Here is a 7,078-nt window from a genome sequence, read left to right on the forward strand (position 1 = left end):
GCCGCCTGTGTGCTCCGAACTGCGTGCTCCGACTACGCGCCGGTCAGCGGCCTCCCGCCGCGCTCGACGCGACCCACGTCAGCAGCGTCTGCGTCACGCCGGTGCCGTCCGACGGCAGATCGGGCGAGTAGGTCCACGCGTGCCCGACCCACGGGTCCGCGATGTGGTCCTCCGGAATCGGCGTCAGCCGCAGCATCGCGCGCCACAGCGGGTCCAGCAGCGGGCCGAACGACTGCGCGTCCGCCCGGCTGCCCACCACCATGACGTGCACGCCGACGCGCGGCCCCTCCTCGACGAGGTGCCGCAACTGCGTCACGGTCCGGTCGTCGAAGGCGTACGGGAAACCGTGCACGACCAGCAACTGGCGGCTGAAGTCGATGTGTTCCGGCAGCGCGTCGGTCGCACCGCTCTCGATGGCCATCCGCGCCAACTCGACGCGGTCCATCAGCCGCGACATCGTCGCGGACACCTCGGGGGCGGTGGTCGCCGCCGGGCCGACGAGCAGCCCGCTGGCGGCCAGCGGCGCGAACGGACTTGCCGCCGCGCCCTTGCCCTCCGGGTCCACGACGTGCAGCTTCAGGTCGCCGACCGGGAACGCCGACAGCATGCGCGCCGACAGCGTCACGGCGAGCTCGGTGGCCCGCGCCCGCACCGCCTCGTCGGCGACACCGGCCACGTCCCCGTCGACACCGGACGCGCCGCTGTCGATCCACAGGCCGCGCTCCATCGGCAGCCGCAGCACCATGGGGATCCGCAGCTGCGGATTCTCCGGCAGGTGCAGGTCGCCGAGGCGCATCGCCAGCGCGGTGTCCTCCGGCGCCCGCCAGCCGGCCCACGCCGGGGAGTCCCAGCGCGCCATCTCCGGCGGCAGCTTGGGCTCCAACTGCGCGACCTCGGCCGCGAGTTGGGCGGAGTCCTTGTCCAGCCCGGCCCGCGCGCGCTCGATCAGCTCGCGGTGCTTCGCCCGAGCGGCGTCCTGCTGCGCGAGGCCGGCGGGCGAGGTACGCGCGGCCGGGTCGTTCAGCACGTCCTCCAGGTCCTTGTCGAGCCTGTTGTCGGCGTAGCCGACGGACGAGCGGTACGACGCGGCGGAGCGTGCGGCGTCCTCGAAGATGCCCCACACCTGCTCGTAGAGCCGCTCGACCTGGCGACGCGCCTCCAGTGCGGCCGCCTCGCGCTGCGCGTCACTCAACCCCGCGGTGGACGGGGTCGGCGACGGCGCGGACGGGAAGCCCGCGACCGGCGGGACCGGTTGGGCGGGCGGCTGCGACGACTGCGACGCCGCCGGGCCGGGGGTGTTCGCGGCGCTGTGCGCGGGCGCGGCCGGACCGGCGAGGTGCATGCGCGCGCGGTCCACGATCGGGGCGCGCAGCTCGACGCCCAGGTCGCGCAACAGCGCGTCGAGGCCGCCGTCGTACCCCTGGCCGACCGCGCGCACCTTCCACGCGCCCTGCCGGCGGTACAGCTCGACGGTCTGGATCGCGCGCTCACTGCCCAGGTCGGTGATGGTGTATCCGGCGACCGGCGCCCCGCCCGCGGTGACCCGGGCGACCGGGGCCGCGATGGCACCGAAGCGGTCGACGCCGCCGCCCTCGACGGTCGCCGCGACGATCACCCGGTCGACGTCCGCCGGAAGGGCCGAGAGGTCCACGTCGACGCCCTGCGGGCGCAGCGCCACCCCGGGCACCGTACGGCCGTCGCGCTGGAGCACGTCGCCGTCGTCGCGCACCTTCAGGTCCGCGTTCAGCAGCACGGCGACGACTTCGACGGGGCACTGCGCGGTGACCTCCACCGCGACCTGCGGCTGGGTGAGCGGCAGGTTCTGACCCCGGACGAGTTCGGTGCTCATGCCGCACCTCGCCGAAGCTCGGCGCCGCGGTCGCGAACCGCGGCCCTCACGGTGATGCGCTCGCTGCGCTCCCTCATGGTGGTTCCCCTCCCCGCCCCGCGAGGGACGGAACCGCACGAGCCGGAGCCACCGTCTCGACCGTGGCCCCGGCCCGTTTCGGACTGCCGGCTTGTCGCTTACAGGTGCGCGGCCAGGGCCGGCATCAGCTCGGTGAAGGTGCGGCCGTTGGCCGGCTCACCGATCGCGGTCATCTTCCACCCGTCGCCGTGGCGGTAGAGCTTCGCCATGACCTGGGCGTTGTGCGCGCCGCCGCCGGAGAGCGTGTAACGGGCCAGCTCCTGGCCGTTGGTCTCGTCGACGATGCGGCAGAACGCGTTCTCGACCTCCTGGAAGGTCTGGCCCTGGAACGAGTTCACCGTGAAGATGATCTGCGTCACGTGCACCGGGACGCGGGTCAGGTCGACGATGATCGACTCGTCGTCACCGTCGCCGGCACCGGTCAGGTTGTCGCCGGTGTGGCGGATCGAGCCGTCGTCGCTGACCAGGTGGCCGAAGTAGACGGCGTCGACCGGCTGCTGGTCCGCGAACAGGACGCAGGAGGCGTCCAGGTCGATGTCGCGCTCCCGGCTGCCGAACAGACCCTTCTTCTTGATCGCGTCCCAGCCCAGGCCCATCCGGACGAGGGTGAGCTGGCCGCCACCCTGCTTTTCGAGCGACAGGCGCTGACCCTTGACCATGTTGACGGACACTGTGATGTCTCCCCTCACAAAGCTTGTTCCGCGGCACGCGGCCTCGCGCCCGCAGCGTAGTCCCCCGCCGGACCTCCCGTCAGGGAAGTCAGGCAGGGGGGCCATCCGTGACGAACCTATCGTTCATGACGTCTCGATTCGACGGGTCGTTCCCTCTGTTGTGGACCAGTTCGCCTGGTAGACGGTTCCCGGCCCCGCGAAGCGGGCAATCTTCCTGACTCGGCCCGTTCGCGCGGGCGGCGCCCCGTCGCGCCGCCGCCCGCCTCCCCGCGGGTGACCAAGACCACCCGCAAGTGCCCTCAAGTGCCGGCACGGGCCCGCAGCGTGGCACGCCGCGGGTCACGCCATCCCGGCGGCCTTCATGCCGCGCAGCTCCTTCTTCAGCTCGCCGACCTCGTCGCGCAGCCGGGCCGCGAGCTCGAACTGGAGCTCGGACGCGGCGGCGTGCATCTGCTCGGTGAGCTGCGCGATCAGGTCCGTGAGGTCCGCCGCGGGCATGTCCTTGGCATCCGGCAGATTGCGCCCGGCGGTGGGGACCGGGGCCTTGCCGCGGCCCTTGCCGCCCGCCATCAGCGCCTGGGTGTCCGCGTCCTCGCGCGCGATCATGTCGAGGATGTCGACGATCTTCTTGCGCAGCGGCTGCGGGTCGATGCCGTGGGCCTCGTTGTAGGCGATCTGCTTGTCGCGGCGGCGGTTCGTCTCGTCGATCGCTTTTTCCATCGACGGAGTGATGCGGTCGGCGTACATGTGCACCTGGCCGGACACGTTGCGGGCCGCGCGGCCGATGGTCTGGATCAGCGAGGTGCCGGACCGCAGGAAGCCCTCCTTGTCGGCGTCCAGGATCGCCACGAGCGACACCTCGGGCAGGTCCAGGCCCTCGCGCAGCAGGTTGATGCCGACCAGCACGTCGAACTCGCCGAGCCGCAATTCGCGCAGCAGCTCGATGCGGCGCAGCGTGTCGATGTCGCTGTGCAGGTAGCGCACCCGGATGCCCAGTTCGAGGAGGTAGTCGGTGAGGTCCTCGGACATCTTCTTGGTGAGCGTGGTGACCAGCACGCGCTCGTCGCGCTCGGCGCGCTTGCGGATCTCGTCGACGAGGTCGTCGATCTGGCCCTCGGTCGGCTTGACCACGACCTCGGGGTCGATCAGCCCGGTCGGGCGGATGACCTGCTCGACCACGCCGTTCCCGCGCGACAGCTCGTACGGCCCGGGCGTCGCGGACAGGTACACGGTCTGCCCGATGCGCTCCAGGAACTCCTCCCACTTCAGCGGGCGGTTGTCGATCGCGGACGGCAGCCGGAAGCCGTGGTCGACCAGGTTCCGCTTGCGCGACGCGTCGCCCTCGTACATCGCGCCGATCTGCGGCACCGTCTGGTGCGACTCGTCGATGACCAGCAGGAAATCCTCGGGGAAGTAGTCGAGCAGCGTGTTGGGCGCGCTGCCGGCCTCGCGGCCGTCGATGTGCCGCGAGTAGTTCTCGATACCCGAGCAGGTGCCGATCTGCCGCATCATCTCGATGTCGTACGTCGTGCGCATGCGCAGCCGCTGGGCCTCCAGCAGCTTGCCCTGCTTCTCGAACCGGGCGAGCTGCTCGGCGAGTTCCTTCTCGATGCCGGTGATCGCGCGCTCCATGCGCTCGGCACCGGCCACGTAGTGGGTGGCCGGGAAGACGTACAGCTGCTCGTCGTTGGTGACGACCTCGCCGGTGAGCGGGTGCAGTGTCATCAGCGACTCGATCTCGTCGCCGAACATCTCGATGCGGACCGCGAGCTCCTCGTAGACCGGGAAGATCTCGATGGTGTCGCCGCGGACCCGGAAGGTGCCGCGCGTGAACGCGACGTCGTTCCGCGCGTACTGGATGTCGACGAACCGCCGCAGCAGCGCGTCGCGGTCGATCTCCTCGCCGACCTTGAGCGACACCATGCGGTCGACGTACTCCTGCGGGGTGCCGAGGCCGTAGATGCAGGACACGGACGCGACCACGACGACGTCGCGGCGGGTCAGCAGCGAGTTGGTGGTCGAGTGCCGCAGCCGCTCGACCTCCTCGTTGATCGAGGAGTCCTTCTCGATGTACGTGTCCGTCTGCGCGATGTACGCCTCGGGCTGGTAGTAGTCGTAGTACGAGACGAAGTACTCGACCGCGTTGTTCGGCAGGAGCTCGCGGAACTCGTTGGCGAGCTGCGCGGCGAGCGTCTTGTTGGGCGCCATGACCAGGGTCGGCCGCTGGAGCCGCTCGATCATCCAGGCGGTGGTCGCCGACTTGCCCGTGCCGGTGGCGCCGAGCAGCACGACGTCCTTCTCGGCGGCGCGGATGCGGCGTTCGAGGTCGTCGATGGCCGCCGGCTGGTCGCCGTTGGGCTGGTAGGGGCTGACGACCTGGAAGGGCGCCACTTTGCGTTCGAGGTCCGTGATGGGTCGCACGCGACAACCGTACGGCCTCGGTGCGACAAGTGGCGGCGGCCGCCGCTCGGGCTGCTTCTTCGGGCGGTCCCACGGCTCGGTGGGCCGCGGGCGCTACTTCTTGGGCGGCGCCCAGACGGCCACGAAGGAGCCGCACGAGAAGACCTCGCCCTTGAGCTCCCGCTTGACCTTGGCCTCGATGTTGCGGTCGGTCCAGTGCACGACGGGCTGGTTCGGCGGCACGGTCTTGGGGACGTACCCCGGCACCGCCACGAACCGCACGTCGATGGTCTGGAACAGCACGAGGTAGTCGCCCGAGGCGTTCAGCTCCTTGGCGCGCTTGAGCATCAGCTTCTCGGCCTCGCGGTTGGTGACCTCCATGTAGTACAGCCAGTCCATCGGGAACGGGTTGTCCAACTTGAACACCGGATACGCCACCGACGTGTCCGGCAGCACCGCGACCCACTTGGCCGGACGCGCCTTGACGCAGTCGCGGACCTGCGTCATGTAGCGGCGGTCCCCCGGGCTCGTGCGGATCCCGCGCATCTCGGGCGACACCGTGCCCATGTCCTGGGTCAGGAACGGGCGGCCGCCGTCGATGTAGCCGTAGTGGTCGCGGACGTCCAGCAGCTTGACCGCCCCGGTCCCGACCACGATCGCCCCCGCCGCGGCCAGCGCGAACGCGCGCAGGGCGGCGGCCCGGCGGGCGGGCGACGCGGCCGCCACCACGAGCGGCACGGGCGTGGCCGCGCCGCGCCACAGCACGACCATCGTGGTCAGCGCGATGGACCCGCCGATCAGCGCGGGCACGTCGTAGCCGTACGACAGGCTCACCATCCAGCCCAGCGCCAGCACCGGCAGTGCCCCGGTCAGCACCCGGCGGCGCACTACGGCGTCGACCACGACCGCGCCGACCAGCATCCACCACAGGATGCAGGAGTACGCGACCTCCGCGAACGCCAGCTTCGCCTGCGTCAGCTCGGCGACGATCGCCCCGGTCGCGACCAGGCACGCGGCCGGGTCCGCCCAGCTCGCGACGCGCTGCACGGCACCGTCGCCGGGGCGGCGGGCGGACAGCCGGGCGACCACGATGGCGGCCAGCGCGACCGCGAAGAGCAGCAGCCAGCGCCGCTCGTCCGGGGCCCCGCGCAGCATCTCCGGCATCATCGTGAGGACACGCTCACCCCAGATGCTGTCGGCGCCGAGGAGCTGGTTCGGGAGCTCGGCCGCGCCGCCGCCGAGGACCACCCAGACGACGTACCCGAAGCCGGCCGCGCCCAGGGCCGCGAGGTCGCCCGCGACGCGGCGGGGCGTCAGGGCACCGCGGCGGCGCGGGTGCAGGAACAGCATCGCGAGGGCCACCAGCAGGACGGGGGCGAAGCTCTGCTTGCAGATGACCGCGTACCCGGCCAGGAAGAGGCCCCAGCGGCGCAGCGCGGCGCTGTCGCGGCGCAGCCCGCGGTCCAGGAGGCACCAGCCGAGCGAGGCGAAGAAGATGCCGTCGGTGGTGTGCCACGTCATCGCGGCCCACATGTGCAGGTTGATCATCGCGGCGGCGGCCGTCAGGCCCACCAGCAGCGGGCCGAAGCGCGTCCACGGGCGGCCCGTCACCAGCACGGTCAGCGCGATCGCGGAGACGACGAACTGGAGCGTCGCGACCCAGGCCTGCATCAGCATGAGCGGGCCGGGAAGGGCGAAGTCGACGACGTGGAAGAGCGCCGAACCGGCGGGACGCGGCGAGAAGAAGTCCGCGTGCGGCACCTGGCCGTCGAGGATGCGCCAGGTCAGCGCCTGGGTGAAGCCCTGGTCCATGGGCGCGAAGCCGTAGCGGCCGACGCTGTACGTCAGCCAGGTGGCCAGCAGTAGCGGCCAGGTCACGTGCACGCCGATGCGCGCCGCCCGGCGTCGGTCCCAGGTGCGGGGTGAGGTGTGCAGGAGGCGGCGCAGGCGGGTGCCGGTGCGGGTCCGGGTGGCCGCTGCGGCGGTCGTCGGCCTTGTCCCGGTCGCGGGTCCGGCCGTGCTCGGCTCCTTGGTCCCGGCCGCGGTCCCGTCGGCCCCGCCGGAGCGCGCTCCGCGCTCC

The 7,078-nt window shown here is 71.7% G+C and carries 4 protein-coding genes; all 4 read right to left on the reverse strand.

Annotation, left to right across the window (positions count from 1 at the left end; all coding sequences use genetic code 11):
* Positions 1-43: 43 nt before the first annotated feature.
* Positions 44-1,849 (reverse strand): TerD family protein, encoded by a 1,806-nt coding sequence (locus ACRX5S_RS17040; protein ID WP_436773784.1) that lies wholly within the window; start codon positions 1,847-1,849, stop codon positions 44-46.
* 176 nt (positions 1,850-2,025) lie between these two features.
* Positions 2,026-2,598, reverse strand: coding sequence for a TerD family protein (locus ACRX5S_RS17045; RefSeq protein ID WP_436773785.1), 573 nt, complete (start codon positions 2,596-2,598; stop codon positions 2,026-2,028).
* Positions 2,599-2,937: 339 nt separating this feature from the next.
* Positions 2,938-5,019 (reverse strand): excinuclease ABC subunit UvrB, encoded by a 2,082-nt coding sequence (gene uvrB, locus ACRX5S_RS17050; protein WP_436773786.1) that lies wholly within the window; start codon positions 5,017-5,019, stop codon positions 2,938-2,940.
* Positions 5,020-5,112: 93 nt separating this feature from the next.
* A partial coding sequence (locus ACRX5S_RS17055) for a hypothetical protein (RefSeq protein ID WP_436773787.1) occupies positions 5,113-7,078 on the reverse strand: 1,966 nt, incomplete at its 5' end.

Source organism: Yinghuangia sp. YIM S09857 (assembly GCF_051388915.1).
GTDB lineage: Bacteria > Actinomycetota > Actinomycetes > Streptomycetales > Streptomycetaceae > Yinghuangia.

What these genes read in the sequence shown, in the direction of transcription:
- ACRX5S_RS17040 (WP_436773784.1), bottom strand. Translation starts at nt 1,849, where the DNA reads ATGAGCACCGAACTCGTCCGGGGTCAGAACCTGCCGCTCACCCAGCCG.